Source organism: Polaribacter aestuariivivens (assembly GCF_005885675.1).
In the GTDB taxonomy this organism is placed as follows: domain Bacteria; phylum Bacteroidota; class Bacteroidia; order Flavobacteriales; family Flavobacteriaceae; genus Polaribacter; species Polaribacter aestuariivivens.
In genome coordinates this window covers 193975-214592 of the sequence record NZ_VANR01000005.1, presented here as the reverse complement: position 1 = coordinate 214592, position 20618 = coordinate 193975, and the positions used below count along the sequence as shown (strand labels likewise).

General features: G+C 29.4%; 16 protein-coding genes. 10 read left to right on the top strand and 6 right to left on the bottom strand.

Translation table 11 applies throughout. The features are described from left to right. The first annotated feature begins 34 nt into the window (after positions 1–34). Entirely contained in the window at positions 35–1951 is a 1917-nt protein-coding gene (locus tag FDT66_RS10605) for an ABC-F family ATP-binding cassette domain-containing protein (RefSeq protein WP_138536307.1), read from the top strand. Between the two features lie 155 nt (positions 1952–2106). Here FDT66_RS10605 and FDT66_RS10600 read toward each other — a convergent pair whose 3' ends face one another. Continuing rightward, entirely contained in the window at positions 2107–2853 is a 747-nt protein-coding gene (locus FDT66_RS10600) for a DUF6090 family protein (protein ID WP_138536305.1), read from the bottom strand. 151 nt (positions 2854–3004) lie between these two features. Between FDT66_RS10600 and FDT66_RS10595 the strand changes: the two genes are divergently transcribed. Both FDT66_RS10595 and FDT66_RS10590 read left to right on the top strand, forming a co-directional pair. Beyond that, positions 3005–3964 carry a 1-aminocyclopropane-1-carboxylate deaminase/D-cysteine desulfhydrase gene (locus tag FDT66_RS10595; protein WP_394347939.1) on the top strand — a complete coding sequence of 320 codons (960 nt, stop codon included), beginning with the start codon at positions 3005–3007 and terminating at the stop codon, positions 3962–3964. Then, positions 3961–4809: a glucosaminidase domain-containing protein gene (locus FDT66_RS10590; protein WP_138536303.1), complete on the top strand. Its 849-nt coding sequence runs from the start codon at positions 3961–3963 to the stop codon at positions 4807–4809. Before FDT66_RS10595 ends, FDT66_RS10590 begins: the two co-directional genes overlap by 4 nt. Before the next feature lie 3 nt (positions 4810–4812). On the opposite strand, the gene FDT66_RS10585 is transcribed toward FDT66_RS10590, so the two are convergent. Then, positions 4813–5514 (bottom strand): SIMPL domain-containing protein, encoded by a 702-nt coding sequence (locus FDT66_RS10585; RefSeq protein ID WP_138536302.1) that lies wholly within the window; start codon positions 5512–5514, stop codon positions 4813–4815. 204 nt (positions 5515–5718) lie between these two features. Between FDT66_RS10585 and FDT66_RS10580 the strand changes: the two genes are divergently transcribed. The 3 genes from FDT66_RS10580 (at position 5719) to FDT66_RS10570 (ending at position 9276) form a co-directional block, all read left to right on the top strand. Further along, positions 5719–7911, top strand: a complete 2193-nt coding sequence (locus FDT66_RS10580) for a tetratricopeptide repeat-containing sensor histidine kinase (RefSeq protein WP_138536300.1) — start codon at positions 5719–5721, stop codon at positions 7909–7911. A gap of 111 nt (positions 7912–8022) precedes the next feature. Continuing rightward, positions 8023–8754: a LytR/AlgR family response regulator transcription factor gene (locus FDT66_RS10575; protein WP_138536298.1), complete on the top strand. Its 732-nt coding sequence runs from the start codon at positions 8023–8025 to the stop codon at positions 8752–8754. 6 nt (positions 8755–8760) lie between these two features. Continuing rightward, entirely contained in the window at positions 8761–9276 is a 516-nt protein-coding gene (locus FDT66_RS10570; protein WP_138536296.1) for a gamma carbonic anhydrase family protein, read from the top strand. A gap of 68 nt (positions 9277–9344) precedes the next feature. Here FDT66_RS10570 and FDT66_RS10565 read toward each other — a convergent pair whose 3' ends face one another. After that, on the bottom strand, positions 9345–9803 hold the full coding sequence (locus FDT66_RS10565; RefSeq protein ID WP_138536294.1) for a hypothetical protein: 459 nt from the start codon (positions 9801–9803) through the stop codon (positions 9345–9347). Between the two features lie 177 nt (positions 9804–9980). Continuing rightward, entirely contained in the window at positions 9981–10379 is a 399-nt protein-coding gene (locus tag FDT66_RS10560) for a hypothetical protein (RefSeq protein WP_138536292.1), read from the bottom strand. Between the two features lie 91 nt (positions 10380–10470). Between FDT66_RS10560 and FDT66_RS10555 the strand changes: the two genes are divergently transcribed. Continuing rightward, positions 10471–12129, top strand: a complete 1659-nt coding sequence (locus FDT66_RS10555) for a mechanosensitive ion channel family protein (protein ID WP_138536290.1) — start codon at positions 10471–10473, stop codon at positions 12127–12129. 6 nt (positions 12130–12135) lie between these two features. On the opposite strand, the gene FDT66_RS10550 is transcribed toward FDT66_RS10555, so the two are convergent. Both FDT66_RS10550 and gyrB read right to left on the bottom strand, forming a co-directional pair. Then, the gene (locus FDT66_RS10550) at positions 12136–12615 is read right to left on the bottom strand and encodes a hypothetical protein (RefSeq protein ID WP_138536288.1); all 480 of its coding nucleotides are present in this window, start codon (positions 12613–12615) and stop codon (positions 12136–12138) included. Between the two features lie 113 nt (positions 12616–12728). Further along, positions 12729–14666 (bottom strand): DNA topoisomerase (ATP-hydrolyzing) subunit B, encoded by a 1938-nt coding sequence (gene gyrB / locus FDT66_RS10545; RefSeq protein ID WP_138536286.1) that lies wholly within the window; start codon positions 14664–14666, stop codon positions 12729–12731. Between the two features lie 679 nt (positions 14667–15345). Between gyrB and FDT66_RS10540 the strand changes: the two genes are divergently transcribed. From FDT66_RS10540 to gatB/aspS, 3 genes are all read left to right on the top strand, one after another. After that, entirely contained in the window at positions 15346–15615 is a 270-nt protein-coding gene (locus tag FDT66_RS10540; RefSeq protein ID WP_171032370.1) for an Asp-tRNA(Asn)/Glu-tRNA(Gln) amidotransferase subunit GatC, read from the top strand. Positions 15616–15681: 66 nt separating this feature from the next. Continuing rightward, positions 15682–17079, top strand: coding sequence for an amidase family protein (locus tag FDT66_RS10535; protein WP_138536284.1), 1398 nt, complete (start codon positions 15682–15684; stop codon positions 17077–17079). Then, a complete protein-coding gene (gatB/aspS, locus tag FDT66_RS10530; protein WP_138536282.1) occupies positions 17079–20417 on the top strand; it encodes a bifunctional amidotransferase subunit GatB/aspartate--tRNA ligase AspS in 3339 nt (1112 codons plus the stop codon). The genes FDT66_RS10535 and gatB/aspS overlap by 1 nt, the downstream gene beginning before the upstream one ends. Positions 20418–20618 lie beyond the last annotated feature (201 nt).

Below are 20618 nucleotides of genomic sequence, written 5' to 3'. Positions count from 1 at the left end.
GTAGCTTTGCGCCTTACAAAATTACAAAATTTTCATGTTAAACGTACATAATTTAACGGTTTCATTTATGGGAACTGATTTGTTCTCAGGAATTACTTTTAAACTAAATAAAGGCGATAGAATAGGATTGATTGGTAAAAATGGTGCAGGAAAATCTACCCTTTTAAAAGTGTTATCTAAAGATATAGAAACAAGTGGTGGTACCATGGCTTTTGATAAAGATATCAAAATGGGTTTTTTACGTCAAGATATAGATTTTGTAGAAGGAAGAACCATTTTAGAAGAAGCATACCAAGCTTTCGAAGAAATAAAAGCAATTGAATTAGAGCTAGATGCAATTAACGAACAATTAGCCACAAGAACCGATTATGAAAGTGAGGGTTACACACAATTAATTCACGATTTAACAGATAAAACAGAACGTTACGAACTTTTAGGAGGTTATAATTATCAAGGAGATACAGAAAAAATATTACAAGGTTTAGGGTTTCAAAGAGAAGATTTTGACAAACTAACAGATACTTTTTCTGGTGGTTGGAGAATGCGAATTGAGTTGGCGAAATTATTACTTCAAAATAATGATATTTTATTATTAGATGAGCCAACAAACCACTTAGATATTGAGTCAATTATTTGGTTAGAACAGTTTTTGAAGAATTATGCAGGTGCAATTGTTTTGGTTTCTCACGATAAAATGTTTTTAGATAATGTAACTAACAGAACTATTGAAATTTCTTTAGGGCAAATTTACGATTATAAAAAACCGTATTCAGAATTTTTACTTCTTAGAGGAGAAATTAAAGAAAAGCAGTTACAGGCACAGAAAAATCAAGAAAAAGAAATTAAGCAAAAACAGCATTTAATAAATAAGTTTAAGGCAAAAGCCAGTAAAGCTTCTATGGCACAATCTTTAATGAAACAACTAGATAAAGTTGAGTTAATTGAAGTAGATCAAGATGATAATCAAGCCATGAATGTGCGTTTTAACATTTCTAAAGAACCAGGTAAAATTATTGTAGAAGCAAAAAACTTATCTAAAAGTTACGGCAATAAGCAAGTTTTAGAAGGTGTAGATTTATTAATTGAAAGAAATAGCAAAATTGCTTTTGTAGGTCAAAACGGACAAGGAAAATCTACTTTAGCAAAAATGATGGTGGGTGAAATTCCGTTTGAAGGTCATTTAAAATTGGGGCATAATGTAGAAGTTGGATATTTTGCTCAAAATCAATCAGAACATTTACCGCCAGAAAAAACCGTCTTAGAAATTATGGAAGACGCAGCAACTGATACCAATAGAATGCGGGTTAGAGACATGTTAGGTTCTTTCTTATTTGGTGGTGATGCTGTAGATAAAAAAGCAAAAGTACTTTCTGGAGGCGAAAGAAACAGATTAGCTTTGTGTAAATTATTATTATCACCATTTAATGTGTTAATAATGGATGAGCCTACAAACCACTTAGATATTGCTTCAAAAACCGTTTTAAAAGAAGCATTGAATAACTTTAATGGAACTCTAATTGTAGTTTCTCACGATAGAGAATTTTTACAAGGTTTAACTACAACTGTTTATGGTTTTAAAGACAAAGAAATTAAAGAATATTTAGGCGATATCGATTATTTCTTGGAGCAACACAAAATGGAAAGCTTACGAGAAGCAGAAAAGAAAACCGTCGTAAAAGTTGATAAAGATACTTCTAAGAAAAAAGCAAATCAATTATCAAGAGAGCAAGAAAAAGAATTTAAAAAACTAAACAACAAGCTTTCTAATATTGAAACTGAAATTGCAGATTTAGAAAAAGAAATTGAAAAGATAGATTTAGAATTGGCTAATAATTACGACGAAGTTTCATCTAGACCAAATTTTTTCGAAAAATACAAAGCAAAAAAAGCAACACTAGATACTTTAATGGAACAATGGGAAAAAGTAGAAGAACAGATTTCTAATTTTTAAACTCCTTTTTTGAGGATTTACTAAAATTTTGTAATATGTTCTGTTACGTTGGTTTATCGTAAATTTAGCAAATACAAACTGAATAGAAAATTTGAGAAGCTTATGAAACTTGACCAAAAGAAAGTTAAAAAAATAATCGTGGTGTTATGCTTCCATTATTTTTTCATTTCTGTTAAGGTTTTAACTATTTTATCAGAAAAGTATTTCATGTTTTTTAAATGAAAATTTACATTATAATTTAGAGTAAATTCATTTTCAAAAACAGCAGTAGCCAAAGGTAGATGAACCAATTTCATATAAGATTTGTCATCACTATTCTTTATATAACTTTTTTTAGATCCTATAAACACACCACCTGAACCTGCTACTTTTTTTAATTCCCACATAGGCCCATTAAAATAAGATTCTCTACTATCATTTTGTAGATTTTGAAAGTTAGATAATTCTTCATGAAATGCATTAAAATCTTTAAATAGTTCTTTGTTTTTAAGCAGTGTTAAATTCCCATTAGCTTTGGCTTCATCATAAGATACTATAGATGGATAGAAGTAAACAGGTCTAAAAAATCCATCAGCCAATACTTTGAGTGAATCAACTGAAATTGCTAAGTTTGATAAATAAGCATTAGTTAAAAATGCATCCATTTTAAACGATAAAGTGTCACTTTGCTTTATTGCAGGTTGTAATAGTTCAATGTTTCCCTCAAAATCGTTTATAAGGTTTATTATTAATTCTTGTTTTTTGCTTTCAAGTTTTCTGGATTCATTCCAATTATTAATTTCTAGTGCAATCAAAATTCCAATCACAACAAGTACAATTTCACCAATTGCATAAAGCAGATATTTACTGAACTTATTTTCACTCAGTAATCTTTGTCTAATTTTTCTAAAGAATTTTATCATTGTTTAGTGGTTTGTTGTATAGAAGAAGTACTTAAACGATTATGATATTGTTTTAATCACTTATAATCCGTGTTAGCGAAGTTATATTTTTTAAAGTTTAGAAACAAACTAAACTATCTTTCTGTATTTTTGTTGGTCAAAATACTGTTCATTGCACAATACAGCCCATACTTTTTTTAGTCGAGAGTTTATTTCTGAAAACCAACAAATTCACCTTCCTATTTTAGAGGAAAAAAAAGTAACACTTTTTATCAAAAGAGAAGATGTTATTCATCCTTTTGTTTCTGGAAATAAGTTTCGAAAATTAAAATACAATTTATTAGAAGCTAAAAAACTTAAAAAGAAATCGTTACTCACTTTTGGTGGTGCATATTCCAACCATATTGTGGCCACTGCAGTTGCAGGAAAATTAGCAGGTTTTAAAACATTTGGTATTGTTAGAGGTGATGAGTTAGGGAAAAATCTTAAACAAACCTTAGAAGAAAACACAACTTTAAGAGAAGCTCATGAAAATGGAATGAAATTTAATTTTATTTCGAGAGAAATCTACAGGCAAAAAGATTCGTTTGGTTTTACAGAAAAAATGAAAAACAAATATGGCGACTTTTATTTAATTCCTGAAGGTGGTACAAATTGTTTAGCAGTTGAAGGTTGTCAAGAAATCTTATCTGATCAAGACAACAATTTCAATTATATTTGTTGTGCTGTTGGAACTGGAGGTACAATTGCTGGAATTATAAAATCACTTCAAAACAATCAAAAAGTAATTGGTTTTCCTGCATTAAAAGGAAATTTTTTGTCAGAAGAGATAAAAAAATATACAATTAATAGTAAAAATTGGAGTTTACAAAATGATTATCATTTTGGTGGTTATGCAAAATATAACGAAGAGTTAATTAATTTTATAAATAAATTTACAGAAAAGACAGGCATATTATTAGATCCTATTTATACTGGTAAAATGTTGTTCGGAATTGTAGATTTGGTTAAAAAAAATCATTTTCCCACAAATAGTAAAATATTAGCAATTCATACAGGTGGCCTTCAAGGAATAGCAGGTTTTAATCGAAAATTAGAGAAGAAAAATCAACAAATTATAAAAAGTTTATGAAGTTAAAAGTTTTATTTGGATGCCTTTTGTTACTGTTTTTTTATAGTTGTGGCTCCAAAAAAAAGGTAGTAAATAAAAAAAATCCTGGAGTTGTAATTGTTGAACCTAAACCAATTAAATTACCTTCAGACAAAGCAAAAGAATTAATAAAAGATTTAGAAAACGAAAACTCAAATCTTAATAAATATACATTGGCGTACATAAAAAAATATGCTCCAATTGCTATAAAAGAAATGCACGAATACAAAATACCTGCAAGTATAACTTTAGCGCAAGGTATTTTGGAGTCTGGTAAAGGTAGAAGTGAGTTGGCATTAAAATCTAACAACCATTTTGGAATCAAATGTCATACAGGTTGGCAAGGTGAACGCGTGTATCATGATGATGATGAAAAAGGCGAATGTTTTAGAAAATATGTATATCCAGAAACTTCTTACAATGATCATTCTTTGTTTTTAACTCAAAGAAAACGATATGCTTTTTTGTTTACTTACAATATTAAAAATTACAAAAAATGGGCTTATGGCTTAAGAAAAGCAGGTTATGCAACTGATAGAAAATACCCAGCAAAACTTTTAAAAATTATAAAAGAATATAAATTATACGAATTCGATAACGTAAAAGAAGGTGAATTTGCAGAGGAAATTAAAGAGTTAAATGACGGTGAAACTTTCGAAAAACCTATCGTAATAGAAAAAATGGACGACAATTACTACGAAGTTAAAAAAGGTGACACTTTATATTCCATTTCTCGTAGATTTAAAATTTCTGTGGCCGATTTAAAAGAAATCAACAATTTAACAGACAATATTATTTCAGTTGGACAAAAATTATTGATTAAATAGTAATCACTCAATTTCAAACTTTACATATATAGACGTTTGTATCGTTATTTTTTCAAATTGAACAATAGATTTGTTTCGTTTAAATTTACTGACATTACTAGATTTATAGCCATAAACCTGTACGTTATTTGCAAAAACAAAATTGTTGTTATTGGTGTCTGATTCGTTAATTTTTATGGGTTTTCCTACTTTTTCATCAATAGCGTTTAATAAATAATTAGCTTTTTCTTTTGCAGCTTTTATGGCTGCAATTCTATTTTGTTTTCTTAACTCAGTAATGTTTGAATGTGTTGCTTTAGTGATATTTACATTGGTTATTTTAAGTTCGTCTAAACAATCAAAAAACTGTTTTAATTTTTTAGAATCTTCTACTTTTAAAGTATATTTTGCTGTAGAAAGTACTTCTTTTGTAAACCAACCAGTTTTTGATAACACTGAATTGATATCCGAAATAAATAAATTATTTTCAGAAATACCTATGTTTTTCAACTCTTTTTTAAGCTGATTTTCTAAGATTTCTAATTTCAGTTTATTTCCTTTTTCCATTCTTTCTTTTAAGAAAATATCTACATAAATTTCATTGGGTATAATTTCTTTTTCTGAAGTACCTACAACCTCAATAAATGATTTCTCTTGATTTTTGTTCTGACTAAAAGAAATAGTTGTTACAAATACAATTAATAAAAGCGTTTTAAATTTCATCATGATATGTTTTTTTCATAAAAGTAAATGGCAACTTTTAAATAAAAAAGTAATAATGAGTAAACACCTCTTTTTAATGAGTGAATAGAATTAACCATTTAGTAACTGCTATAAAAACAATTACAAAACCCCAAGTTGTAGTAAAAAGACGTTTTTTTAGATGATTTTTTGTGTGTATGTTTACAAAAATTAAACAGCAATTATAACTTGAAAAATTTTATTTTTTTAATATTTCTTTTTTTAAATACAGCATTTTTTGCACAAAATAATAGTGCACTTGAAAGTGAAAAAAGCTTTGATGTAAAAGTAGTTGTAGAATCTAAAGCATCTGGAATTCCCATAAAAAATGCAGATGTTTCTGTAAATGGAAAACAGTTTCAATATTCTGATTTTATTGGATATTACAAAGTAAAAGCTAAAGTAAATGACGAGTTGGTTGTTAGACACCCAGATTTTGAAACGGTTTATTACATATTAAAATCTGATGAAGAAATAAAAATTTTAGTAAAAAATTTCCCAGAACAAAAATACACCTATAGTAAAACCAGAAAAAGTAAAAATGCTACAGCAGATTTTTATTTACAATATCTAGACTCTGCAAAATTTTATAAAAAAACAGATATAGAAAAAAGTTTGTCTTTTATTGAAAAAGCTCTAAAAAGTAGTAATGGTAAAAAAAGAAATGCAGCAACATATAAAACGTTGGCAAGCATATATGTTCACTGGAAACAGTATGATTTGGCAATTTACAACTACAAATTAAGCAATCAAATTTCAGAAAATACCGACACAAAAATTAAATTAGCACAAGCTCAATTTTTGTTGAAAGATTATAAGAATAGTAAAATTACTTTTCAAGAGTTAGAAAATAAACAGTTAAGAAATTATGAGCAAGTTATAGTGTTAGAAGGTTTGGGTGACATTGCTTTGGAAACCAAAAACTATAAAGAAGCTATAAAAATGTATCAAAATGCTTTTGATATTGCCAAAAAAAATGGAATTACCTCTAAAATTACTGATTTAAGTTCAAAATTAGGAACTGTATTTTCTGCAAAAGGAAACACAAAGCAAGCAAATTTAAGTTTTAAAAACTCTTTAAATTTTGCAGAAAAAGAAAACTTAAATCGTGTTTTAAAAGAAGAAGAAAAAGTGGCTGATTTTTTAAACGCAAACAAGCAATATGATCAAGAAATTGAACTTAGAAAAAAAAGTTTGCAAAAAACAAAAGATAAAAAAACCGATTTTAATAAAACAGATGATTTAGAAGCAGATTCTATCACATCACAAAAAATTAATTATAAAATTGGTAACGCATATATTTTAAAAGAAGCATATGAAGAAGCCATTCCTTTTTTAGAAAAAAGTAGAAAAGATGCAGAAAAAAATAAGGATATTGTTGTAGAAAAAGATGCAACAAGAAAAATATCAGAAGTGTTTGCAAACCTAGGTGAGTATGATAAAGCTTTAAAAAATTACGAAAAATATGTGTCTTTAGTAGATTCTTTATACGTTAGAAAAGAGCAGGAAATTCAACAAGTAAAACGTTTTTCTAAAAAAATTGCCGAAAATCAAAACAGAATTGCGAGCTTAGAAAAAGACAAAGAACTAACCCAAAGTAAAATTAGTTTAGCGTATATAGATCAAAAATTATCTGAAGAAAGTAATAAACGACAAAGGCTAATTATTTATTCTTTAACAGGTGGTTTTTTATTGATGATTTTGGTTTTATATTTCATGTACAGAAATAACAAACAACAAAAATTAGCCAACAATTTATTGGCTTTAAAATCTATGCGTTCTCAAATGAATCCGCATTTTATATTTAACGCGCTAAACTCTGTAAATAGTTTTATTGCTGTAAATGACGAGCGAAATGCAAACCGTTATTTATCAGAATTTTCAGTATTAATGCGTTCCGTTTTAGAAAATTCTGACGAAGATTTTATTCCACTTAATAAAGAAGTTGAACTTTTAGAGTTGTATGTAAAATTAGAACACAATCGTTTTAAAGATAAGTTCGATTATCAAATAACTATTGATGAAACTATTGATTTAGAAAAGTTTTTAATTCCGCCAATGTTATTACAACCTTATATAGAAAATGCAATTTGGCATGGTTTAAGGTACCGTAAAGAAAAAGGAAACTTAGAAATTTCAATCCAAAAAAATAATGTTGATACGTTATTAATTACAATTGTTGATGATGGAATTGGAAGAGCGAAATCGCAAGCACTAAAAACAAAAAATCAGCTAAAACAAAAATCGAAAGGAATGAGTACCATAAAAAATAGAATTATGATTTTAAACAATATGTACAAAGACCGTATTTCTGTAAAAGTTTCTAATATTCAGGAAAATGGAGAAGGTACAAAAGTAGCATTGTTATTAAAAAAGGCCTAAAGTTGGCAAACAAGGTTAGCCCTGATTGAAGCAATTGTTTGAGCTCTTTTTTCTTTTTCAGAAAAAAAGCGAGTGCGAAAAGCAGGTTTCTGCTTCTAAAAATTAAAATTTATGAAATTAAAAGCAATTATTGTAGAAGACGAACAAATAAGTAGAGAAATTCTTCGAAATTATATAGGCAAATACTGCCCAAATGTATCTTTATTAGGAGAAGCAAGTAATATTGAAGAAGCTTATACTTTAATCAAAAAACACGAATTAGATTTGGTTTTTTTAGATGTAGAAATGCCTTTTGGAAATGCGTTTGATTTGTTAGAAAAAGTAGAAAACAGAACTTTTGAAACCGTTTTTGTAACTGCTTACGATCATTATGCAATTGAAGCGTTAAACAACCATGCTAGTTATTATTTACTAAAACCAATTTCAATAGACGAGTTAATAAAAGCTGTAAATATTGTAACAGATATTAAAGAAAAAGAGAACGATTTACAGCATCAAATTTTAAAACCAAAATCAAATTCGGCAACAGGCAAAATTACCATTCCGCAACAAGATGGTTTTGAAGTTTTAGATATTAACGATATTGTTTTTTGTAAAGCTGATGATAATTATACAGAAATTCATTTGGCAAATTCTAAAAAACTGGTAAGTAAAACCTTAAAATATTTCGAAAAAGCACTAAGTGATTATACATTTGCAAGAATACATAAATCGTATTTGGTAAATGTAAATGCGATTATCAAATATAAAAAAGGAAAAGGTGGTAGTGTACTAGTTTCTAACGGAAAAGAAATTTTAGTTTCTGCCTCTCAAAAAGCGAATTTGTTATCGTATTTTAAATAGAAAATTATGCCAATTATTAAAACAGTAAACGGAAAACATCCACAAATACCAAAGGATTGCTTTGTAGCAGAAAACGCTACCATTCTTGGTGAAGTTTCGTTAGGTAAAGAGTGTTCCATTTGGTATAATGCTGTCATTAGAGGTGATGTCCATTTTATAAAAATTGGAAATAAAGTAAATATTCAAGATGGAGCTGTAATACATGCAACCTATTTAAAATCGCCCACAACTATTGGTAATAATGTTTCAATTGGCCACAATGCTATTGTACATGGTTGTACAATTCACGACAATGTTTTGGTTGGTATGGGTGCTATAATTATGGATGATTGCATTATAGAATCTAATTCAATTATTGCTGCAGGTGCAGTAGTTACAAAAAACACACATGTAAAAAGTGGAAGTATTTATGCAGGTGTTCCTGCAAAAAAAGTGAAAGACATTTCGCAAGAATTAATTTCTGGAGAAATTGATAGAATTGCCAATAACTACGTGAAATATTCTAGTTGGTTTAAAGAGTAATGTAAACATAAAAAACCCGATTTATAAGCTATAAATCGGGTTTTTTATAATGTTTTTACAAACTAAAATTATTGTTTTCTTCTCTTTTTCCAGTTGCTTTTATCCATTCTTCTCTCTTTCATTTTTTTTAACACCATCATTTTTCTTCTTTTCTGCATTTTCTCAAATTTTTCAAACTGATCTTTATTTAAGATGTTTTTCATGCTATTTTTCATAGCAATTTGATTGTCTAGCATTTTACTTTTTACAGCATAAATTTCGTCTGCAGTAGGTTTTTTATCTTCTTTTTTAGCCTCCATTCTTTTTTCCATAAAAGCTTTTCTTTCAGCTATTTTTGAAGTTAAAAGTGGCTTAATTTGCTTTTGCTGTTTTTCAGATAAATCTAAAGACAATGTCATTTTTTTTACCATTAAATCTGCATGTTGTTCTGCAGAAAGTTGTGGTTTTTTGTGGTTTCTTTTTTTCTGTGCTTGTGTTGTAAACGTAAACGCGAATACCAATACTAAAATGCTTACTAAGTTTTTCATTTTTTTAAATTTTAATGTTTTGTTTATATAATTGTAAGACTTTAAAAAGTTAAAAAGGTTTAATGTTAAATATCTCTTTAACAGAATTTTAGGTTATATATTTAAAATAAAATAGCTCAGATTCAATGAAGAATCTGAGCCTTATCAATAAACTAATCAATCAACCCAAAAAATTAGCTACTGTTTCTTTTTTCTTTTATTTTTTTGTTCTTTTTTAATTTCTTCAAACGTAAGGTATTGCTCGTTTGTTAAAATACTTTTCATTTTTTTATCCATTGCAGCTTCTTTTTCATCTCTCATTTTTCTCATCATTTTTCTTTCCTCTTTAGATGGTTTTTTATCTGCGTCTTTCAATTTTTTTCTCTTCATCATCATTTCATTTCTATCTTCTATTTGAGCAATTAATAAAGGTTTAATTTCATTTTGTTGTACGTCAGATAAATTTAAATCTGCAGTCAACTTTTTTAAAGCTCTTTGCACTTGTTTTTCAGGTGTACCTTTTTTGTTTTGTTTCTGAGCTTGAGCAGAAAATGTTACAGTTAAAAGAATTACGAATATGCTTATTATTTTTTTCATTTATTTTTTGTTTATTATTTATACATCTTTGACTCTAAAAAAATGAAAAGGTTTAAATTTGTTTTTTAATTAATATTTATCAAAAACTAATATGAAGCATTTTTTGTATTTATTATTGTTTTTTCCTTTACTTATAACTGCTCAGAGTCAAGAACAAGATTCAGTTAAGGTAGATTTAAGTAACCCTCATGCTACTATTTATACACATTTGTATTTTTTACAATCAGATTCTTACGAGCCCAAAAAAGCAGCAAAAACTATTTTTGGCCTATCAGAAAAAGTTGCGATAAAAAAGGCAATTAAAATCAAGCAAGTTTTAGATGGTAAAGGTTTGTATGTAGATGTAAATAAAATTCCAACAGACCCAAAATATAAAGATTCTACAGGGTATTCAGCCTACTCTAAATATGTATTGTTTCCTGAAAGAATGCCACAAATTTATGTAGAAAAGGTAAATGGCAAATGGTATTATTCTACAGAAACTGTAACAAAAATAGAGAGTATGTATAAAGAGGTTTTTCCTTGGTATGTACAAAAATTACAAGATATTATTCCAGTTTCTGGTCACAAAAAAGTACTAGGAATAGAATTATGGCAATTTGTAGCACTTTTATTATTGTTGATATGTACTTACATCATATTTCTTATCACTAAAAAAATAGCTTTTTTCATACTTCAAAAAATACAACATCAAATAACAAAAAATACAAATTTAGAAGTTGATAAAGTTTTAAAAAAATTGGCACATCCTATAAGTTTGTTAATTTCAGTTGCATTTGTAGATAAATTTTTTCCATCATTACAATTTGTTTTAGAAGTAAATACATTTGTTTTTCTTGCTTTAAATATTGCCAAAACAGTTTTTTGGATTTACGTGTTTTTAAAATTAGTAAAAGTTGTAATGCGTATTTATTCTGAATTTACAGAAAGAACTCATGGTAGGTTAGATGATCAATTAGTGCCTATTTTACACAGCTTTCTTACAGGTTTGGTAATTGTAATCGGTATTTTTAAAGTATTGCTCTTATTTGGTGTAAATGCTACAACTATGTTAGCAGGAGCTACAATTGGAGGTTTGGCAGTTGCATTAGCTTCGCAAGACACTGTAAAGAATTTAATTGGTACCATTATGATTTTTCTTGACAAGCCATTTCATATTGAAGATTGGATTGAGGCAGGAGAAGTTGTTGGAACTGTAGAAAAAGTTGGTTTTAGATCTACAAGTGTAAGAGCTGCAGATACTTCTGTATATAAAATACCGAATAGTAAATTATCAGAAATTGTTATTAATAATAAAGGGTTACGTTTATTTAGACGATACAATACAAACTTAGGTTTGCGTTATGATACACCACCAGAATTAATTGAAGCTTTTGTAAAAGGAGTAAGAGAAATAATTATTGCACATCCTGAAACGCGATCAGACTCTTATAATGTGGAGTTTACAGGATTTGGAGATTCTGCATTATTAGTGATGGTAAATGTTTATTTTAAAAGTTTGGCTTGGGGTGTAGAGCAATCATCAAAACATAGATTGCACATTGCTGTTGTTAAATTAGCAAAAGAGCTAGGTGTAGATTTTGCTTTCCCATCTACAACTGTAACTATAGAGCATTTTCCAGAGAAAAAAGGGTTAAACCCTAAGTATGATACTGATAAAGAAAGAATTGAGGGAGCTATAGCCAAGGTTTTAGGAGAATTTACTCAAGATATTAAAGAAGGTAAAAATGAAGAAAATAGGCTTGAGTGATAATGTTTAATTATCTAGCCAATATTTACCTTTTTTAAAAGCTTCTTTTAAAGCTAAATTTTCATCTTCAAAAATAAATTCTAATGGTTTTTCAGAATTTGAAGGTGTTAATAAGGAAGTTATGCCTGCTTTAGATTTTTCTGAAACAAGAATTAAAACTGGAAAATTAGGCTCTTCTTCAGTATTTCCACAGTCTTTAAATTGAGAGATATCTTGGAATATTCTTAATAAAGAATTTCCCCAATTATATGTCAATGCTCTAAAATCTAAAATAATTGCATCTGGATCAAAATTAATAAAGCCAGAAATAATTTGTTTTGAGATATATTTTGCAGTGTCGCTACCTGAAGAACCTTGTGGGTAATTACCAAAAAAAGATACTGTTAAAACATCAACTTCTTCAGGTATTTTTGTTTCGGATAAAAAGAATTTGCTAGAAATATTGTTAGGTCTATTTAGGTTTTTCTCTGTTGATTTATAATCCATATTTTTAAGTTATTTGTCTGTTATCGTATGCAAAATAAGATTTTAGATAAAAAAACACCTCTATAAAAATAGAGGTGTTTATATGTTATAAGTTTTATTACAATTTGTGCTAATTAAACGTCAATATTAGCATATTTTGCGTTTTTTTCAATAAAATCTCTTCTTGGTGGAACATCATCACCCATTAACATAGAGAAAACTCTATCAGCTTCAGTAGGGCTATCAATAACAACTTTACGCAAAGTTCTAAACTCAGGATTCATGGTTGTATCCCACAATTGTTCTGCATTCATTTCTCCAAGACCTTTATAACGTTGAATAGAAACAGAACCTCCCATTTGTTGAGCGATTAAATCACGTTGATTGTCATCCCAAGCATATTCTTTTTTCTGCCCTTTTTTCACTAAATATAAAGGTGGTGTTGCAATGTAAATATAACCTTGCTCTACCATTTCTCTCATATATCTAAAGAAAAACGTTAATATTAAGGTAGCAATATGCGATCCATCAACATCGGCATCACACATAATAACTACTTTATGATATCTTATTTTTGATAAATTTAAAGCTCTTGGATCATCTTCAGTTCCTATAGAAACACCCAAAGCAGTAAACATATTTTTAATTTCTTCGTTTTCAAAAACTTTATGTTGCATTGCTTTTTCAACATTTAAAATTTTTCCACGAAGAGGTAAAATTGCTTGAAAATTTCTGTCACGACCTTGTTTTGCGGTTCCCCCTGCAGAATCTCCCTCAACTAAGAAAATTTCACATTGTGCTGGGTCAGTTTCTGAACAGTCAGATAATTTTCCAGGCAAACCACCAATAGACATTACAGTTTTACGTTGCACCATTTCTCTGGCTTTACGTGCTGCATGTCTTGCTGTTGCTGCTAAAATCACCTTTTGTACAATAGTTTTTGCATCATTAGGATTTTCCTCTAAGTAATCAGTAAGCATTTCTGAAACTGCCTGTGAAACTGCAGAAGTAACTTCTCTGTTACCTAGTTTGGTTTTGGTTTGTCCTTCAAATTGAGGTTCTGCCACTTTTACAGAAACAATTGCGGTTAAACCTTCACGAAAGTCATCACCAGCAATTTCAAATTTCACGTTTTTCAATAAACCAGATTCATCAGCATATTTTTTTAACGTACTTGTTAAACCACGTCTAAATCCCGACAAATGTGTACCACCTTCGTGTGTATTAATATTATTTACATAAGAATGTAAATTTTCTGCATAAGAAGTATTGTAAACCATGGCAACTTCCACTGGAATTCCATTTTTCTCACCTTCCATAGAAATTACAGAACCAATTAATTGCTCACGAGTAGAATCTAAATATTTAATAAACTCTGGTAAACCTTCGTCAGAATGAAAAGTCTCTGTAATAAATTTTCCTTCATCATCTTTTCTTCTTTTATCTGTTAAGGTAATTGTAATTCCTTTATTCAAAAAAGCCAATTCACGCATACGAGTTGCAAGCGTTTCATAATTGTACTCTGTTGTTTGTGTAAATATAGATTTGTCTGGTAAAAAAGTTACAATAGTACCTGTAAAATCAGTTTCTCCAATAGTTTTAACTGGATATAAGGCTTTTCCTTTTTCGTATTCTTGCTGCCAAACTTTACCTTCTTTATGAACTGTTGCTGTTAAGTGATCTGATAAAGCGTTAACACAAGAAACACCTACACCATGTAAACCACCAGAAACTTTATAAGAATCTTTATCAAATTTACCACCTGCACCAATTTTTGTCATTACAACTTGTAATGCAGAAACGCCTTCTTTTTTATGAATTCCAACAGGAATTCCACGTCCGTTATCTTTAGTGGTAATCGAATTGTCTTCATTTATAATCACATCAATTGCGTCGCAATAACCACCCATTGCTTCATCAATTGAGTTATCTACAACTTCATATACTAAATGGTGTAAACCACGTATTCCAACGTCTCCAATATACATGGAAGGGCGCATTCTTACGTGTTCCATTCCTTCTAATGCCTGAATACTGGACGCATCATATTCTTTCTTTTTGTCTTCGCTCATTATAAAAGTGATTTTTTATTTTAAGGTTGATATAGCTTGCTTTTAAATAACAAGTTTCGTAAACTCAAATTTACGATTTTCAAGCTATTTTTCAAATGTTTTAAGCGGTTTAGTTTTAAAATTATCAACATTTGTTAAAAACGAAAAAGTGTCTTAAATCGCTTAAAAATGATTTAATTTTTGATTTTCAATTTTTTCTTTCAGAGTTAAAAACTGAAATTTCATAAAATTGCTTACATCTTAAATTTTCGCTTTTAAAATTTTTATTTTTTTCTAGTTTTATGGAATTTTTTTTTCTAAACCTTACTTTTTTTGTTACGAACTCGCATTAGAGATTATAACGTCATTCTTTTTGCTTTTCGCATAAAGATATGATGAAAAGTATGGCCTTTAGGGAACGCCAAAAAATACTACAAACAAAATATTTATTTGATATTTTATGATATTAATAATTTTAGTTCAAATTTTTGAAGATATTATAATGCTTACACAAAAACTTAGAAAAGAAGTTTTTGAACCATTTATTCTGCATATATTTGCTCGCATAAGAACAAAAATGACAATTAATAATAACAATCGTAATTTCAATAATCCTAAATTTTAGGACGGAAGGTTGTTGTTTAAAAATATATAAAGCCTTCCTAATTGGAAGGCTTTTTTTAATTAAAAAATTAAAGAAATGAGTAAAATAATGACAGTCGATATTTTATCGAGTATTAAAGGCGCAGTACCATCAGAATCTGTAAATAAATTATTTGACGTAATTAAAAATGCGAATCAGAATAATAATGCTAATAATAATGTCAATAATAACAATGTAGTTTCTTTAAATGACTTAAGAGAAGATGTTGTGATTGAGAGTTCTAAGATTGAAAAAGAAATAATTGTCGAGAATTTTCCAAAAGAAAAAAACGGATTTTTAGTGGTTGCTAAAGTTATAGAAGATTAAGAAATAGTTTTTAGTTGTTGGTTTTTGGTTGTTAGTTGATAACAACAAAACTAAAAAATAAAATATATGAGTCAGATTAAAAAAATACACACTCAATTAATAAATAAAGAAATTTCGTGTACTGCTTTGGTACAAGAAAAATTAAATTTATTAAAACAAAATACGCATAATACTGTCAATTCTTTGTTAGATTCTATGGCTTTGGAATTGGCTTCTAAAGTAGATGCAAAAATTACAAATGGCGAAGAAATTGGCCTTTTAGAGGGAATTCCATTCGGAATTAAAGATGTGTATATGGTTCAAGGAACTTACACAACTGCAAGTTCCGATTTATTGAAAAACTACAAATCTTCTTATACAGCAACAGCTATTCAAAAATTACTAGATGCAGGCGCAATTCCTTTAGTAAAAGAAAATTGCGATAGTTTTGGTCATGGTTCTTCTTCTGAAAATACCATTTTTGGTGCAGTAAAAAATGCAATAAATCCCGATTTAGTTGGTGGAGGTTCTTCTGGAGGTTCTGCTGTGAATGTTGCCAAAGATTTTACTGCGTTTTCAATTGGTGGCGATACTGGAGGTTCTATTCGTCAGCCAGCAGGTTACAATAAAGTATATGGTTTAAAACCAACTTACGGACGAATTTCTCGTTACGGATTAATGGCATACGCATCTTCTACAGATTGTGTTGGACCCATTGCAAAATCCATTGAAGACATTAGAATTGTATTGAATATAATGAGTGGAAAAGATGTTAGAGACCAAACTACTTTTTCTTCGGAAGAAATTTTGGAAGATACTGTCTCAAACTCATCAACAATAAAAACAGTTGGTTACTTTAAAAATTTTATAGAAAGTGAAGCAATTTCACCACAAATAAAACAAGATTTTTTAGCAACCATTGATAAAATAAAAGCCAAAGGAATTAAAGTAAAAGAATTAGATTTTTTTAATTCGGATGTTTTAGTTTCTACTTATTATACGTTGGCGATGGCAGAAACAGCTTCTAATTTATCACGTTTAGACGGAACAAATTACGGAGCAAGAATTGAAGGTGAGAATTTAAAAGACACCTATTCAATTACACGTTCAGAAAAGTTTTCTGAAGAATCTAAAAGAAGAATTATTGGTGGAAACCAAGTTTTATCGCAAGGTTTTTCTGATGAAATTTACTTAAAAGCACAAAATTTAAGAGACCAAATTTCTGCAAGATTTAGTGACGATTTTAATGAAGTTGATATTATTGTATCTCCAGTAACTCCTGCTAATCCGCCTAAAATTGGCGAGAGCTTAAATGATCCTTTAGCGATGTATTTATCTGATGCTTATACTGTTGGATTTAGTTTGGGAGAATTACCAACATTAACAATACCTAAAGGAACAGAAACAGGATTACAAATTACAGCAGACAAGAAAAAAGATGCACAAGTCTTACAATTTGCAAACTTCTTAAACGATATTTTATAATGGAATTAGATCAAATACAAGATGCTTTAAAAGCACACGATTTAGAATTAATTATCGGTTTAGAAACGCACGTTCGTTTAAATACAAACACAAAATTATTTTGTTCTTGCCCTAATGAAGAAACTGAAATTCCAAACACAAATATTTGTTCGGTTTGTACAGGACAAATGGGCGTTTTACCAGCAATTAATAAGGAAGCAATAACAAAAGCAATTTATTTTGGAAAAGCAGTAAAATCTACTTTTTCGAACGAAGTTATTTCTTGGGATCGTAAACACTACGAATATCCTGATAATCCGAAAAACATACAAATTACACAGTTTCATAACCCCGTAATTCCAGATGGAGAAGTTTCTTGTTATAGAAATGATGGGTCGCAATTTACGGTGAATCTAACACAAGTCCATATTGAAGAAGATGCCGCAAAATTGATGCACGAAAAGAAAATTTCGTTAGTTGATTTTAACAAAGCTGGTGTTCCTTTAATTGAAATTGTAACGGAACCTTGTATCAGAAATATTGAAGATGCTTCTACCTATGCACAATATATTCAACGAATTGTACAGAATTTAGGAATTTCTGAAGCGAATTTAGAAAAAGGGGAGTTCAAATCGGATGTTTCTGTTTCACTTCGTAAAAAACATACTTATAATTTAAACCCTAGAACAGAAATCAAAAACCTGAACTCCTTCAAGTTTATGGTGGATGCTTTAAAGGAAGAAATTGAAAAACAATTAAATTATTATACAGAACATAAAGAATTTAGACCTGACCAAACTACGGTTTTGTGGGATGCAGATTTAAAGCAAACCAAAACCATGCGTAAAAAGGAATTTGAAGCGGATTACCGTTTTATTTCTGAACCAGATATTCCTTTTGTATCAATAAAAGAGGTTGTAAATTCTATAAAAATTGATGCAAGTGCTTTACCTCATGCAGTAGAATCCGTCTTAATTAAAGGTGGAGTTTTACCTCAAGATGCCAAATTTTTTACGGCAGACGCCATTCGTTCTAAAACATTTATGACCATAAATAATGCTTTGCAAGATCCGTCTTTTGTGGCAAAAACGTTGGTAAATAATTTAGGTGCAGAGGAATATGAAAATATTCACGACATCAATCATTTAATTGAAATTTTTGAACTTTTTAAAGCTGATAAAATTACGTCTGTTTTAGTTCAAAACGGAATTACATCCTACTTAAAAGACAGAACTTTCGATTTTAAAAAGTATTTTGATGACAATACAATTTCCGAAGCTCAAATTTTTGAAGCTATAGAAAAAGTAATTTCAGAAAATGAAGCCATTTCAAACGATATTAAAGCAGGAAACCAAGGAAAAGCAGGAATTCTTGTTGGAAAAGTAATTGCAATTATTGGAAAAGGAGCTTCTGGGAAAGTAATTCGTGAGGGAATTCTAAAAGCTATTAGCCATTCGCCTTTAGCTATTAGTGGTCAGCCAAATGCTAAAAGCCAACAGCAAAAAGCAGATAAAGAAGGAAATAAAGTAAATTTAGAAGAAGAGGTTTTACCTGAAGTACCTATCGTAATTAAGGAAACATACAGAACGCATAAGATTTCGCAACTATCAGAAGAATCTATTACCCAAAAAGTAACTTTATCTGGTTGGGTTTCGAGTGTAAGAGATCATGGAGAATTAATGTTTATCGATTTACGAGATTCAAGCAATCAGGTTTTTCAAGTGCGTTTAAGTAGAGAATCTTTCCCGAATTTAGATGAATTGGTGAAGTTGAAACCAGAATCTGTAATTTCTGTAACAGGAGTTGTCGTTCAAAGAAATGAAGACGATTATAATGCAGGTTTAAGAACGGGTAAATTAGAGTTAGAAACTTCTGATTTAGAAATTTTAAACCTTTCTAAAACATTGCCTTTTGAAATAAAAAGAGCTACAAAATCGAATGAAACAGTACGTTTTCAATATAAATTTTTAGACCACAGAAATGATGATGTTCGTAGAGCCATTGTAAATCGTCATAAAGTAATAAAATTATTGCGTGACATTTTAGATGAAGAAGAATTTTTAGAAATTGAAACGCCTATTTTAACTGCAGGAACAGATGAAGGTGCCAGAGAATTTATTGTACCAACAAGAAAACAATCGGGTTCTTTTTACACGTTACCACAAGCGCCACAACAATTTAAGCAAATGCTAATGGTAGGTGGATTTGAAAAATATTTTCAAATTGCACGTTGTTTTAGAGATGAAGATTCACGTGGAGACAGACAGCCAGAATTTACGCAATTAGATATCGAAATGGCGTACGCAAGTATGCAACAAATCATAGATTTAAACACCAAAATGTTTAATGAAGTGGTGCGTAAAATCTATGGTAAAAAATGGATTTTACATCCTTTCGAAGTCATAACTTATAAAGATGCCATGGATAAATATGGTTGTGACAGACCAGATTTACGTTATGGTTTACAAATGCAAGACATTACAGATATTGTAAAAGATACTACTTTTCAGGTTTTTAGCAAACCCATTGAAGAAGGTGGAATTGTAAAATGTATCAAAGTTTCTGCCAAAGAACAAGGAAACAAAAGAATGTCTAAAGGGCAAATTGAAAATTTGACAGCCATTGCACAACAAAATGGTCTTGGAGGTTTGGCTTATATTATTGTAAATGAAAACGATTTACAATCGCCAATTATTAAGTTTTTAGGCGAAGAAATAGCAGAAAACATCATAAAAGTTACCGATGCAAAAATTGGTGACATTGTATTTTTCTCTGCTTCAGATTATGCAACTGCTAACAAAGCGTTAGACGCTGTTCGTCAAGAAATGGGACGCATTTTAAAGTTGATAAACCCAAAAGAATTAAGACCAGCTTGGGTTGTAGATTTTCCAATGTTTGAAAAAACAGACGAAGGAAGATGGACGTTTACACACAATCCGTTTTCGATGCCAGCAGTATATGATTTAGAAAAACATATGACTGGAGAAGGAGAAGAAATCGGAACAATAATCGCCCAACAATACGATTTAATCTTAAACGGTTACGAAATTGGTGGAGGTTCTGTTCGTGCACACAAAGCAGAAATTTTAGAAGCAACTTATAAAAATATGGGATATAATAAAGAAGAAATGCTTAAAAGTGTGGGAACTATGTACAAAGCATTCCAATATGGAGCGCCACCTCATGGAGGAATTGCTTGGGGAATAGATAGATTAATGATGATTCTAGAAAAGAAAGTATCTATTAGAGAAGTTATGGCGTTTCCAAAAACAGGTTCATCTGAAGATCTATTATTTAATGCACCTTCAATTTTATCAGATAAAAAGGTGGAAGAAATGAATGTGAAAATTATAAGATAATTTTCAATCTGAATTTATTTCAGCCTCTGTAAAATAAAAATCATTTGAAAGGTTGCTTAATTAAGAAATCTACCTTATTTTTGTGGAACAATGAAATCAAATACAAAAAATACATGGTGGTGGAACTCTCTTAATTCATAAGTGAGAACTAAACCTATATTATAAATACAAAGAAAAGGCTTATCTCACGATAAGCCTTTT